General features: G+C 44.5%; 1 pseudogene. It reads right to left on the bottom strand.

Features of this window, described 5'->3' with window-relative positions:
- Positions 1 to 54: 54 nt before the first annotated feature.
- A pseudogene (locus H4J54_RS00105) lies at positions 55 to 517 on the bottom strand (transposase); the annotation flags it as partial.

Raw genomic sequence — 517 nt, 5'->3', positions numbered from 1 at the left:
AAACTTGATATCAATCAAGCCTAAAGTGACGTTATGGGATTTAAAAGTTAGCATTTAGGCACACAACCAACGCTGGCAGTTTGCTGCGCCTTGTCGTCGCTTTCGCTCTAGATGCTCACAATATTCCGTTAAAGCAGGTAAAGCCCCGACAGCACCTTTAAATAATGAACCAAACTCTGTGGTGATTTTAAACCAGTTCTCGGCGGGAATGTTTAGTCTATTAAGAATAGCTTCACTGCTTGAACTAATGGCACCACGCTTATCCTCTCGAATAATTCGCCCGGTATCTTCAACCAGCGCTATGTAGTCTTTTACACTGAACATTAAACCATTAGGCATGTTTACACACTCATTCCCCACAAAAGGCAATAATCCTGCTGGTTGTTGACCTGTTATCGCTGACTTTATTCGCCGTTGAATGCTGGTGTAATCTGACGTTTCTGGTGTGGTGGCCATTTTGGCGCGGATAGGATTCAAGTCGACATAAGCCATACAGCTCAGAACCGCCGCTTCGTCG

The organism is Colwellia sp. MB3u-8, from assembly GCF_014076985.1.
Classification (GTDB): Bacteria; Pseudomonadota; Gammaproteobacteria; order Enterobacterales; family Alteromonadaceae; genus Cognaticolwellia.
The sequence above is the reverse complement of the archived record's forward strand: the minus strand, read 5'-3'. Positions and strand labels throughout refer to the sequence as shown.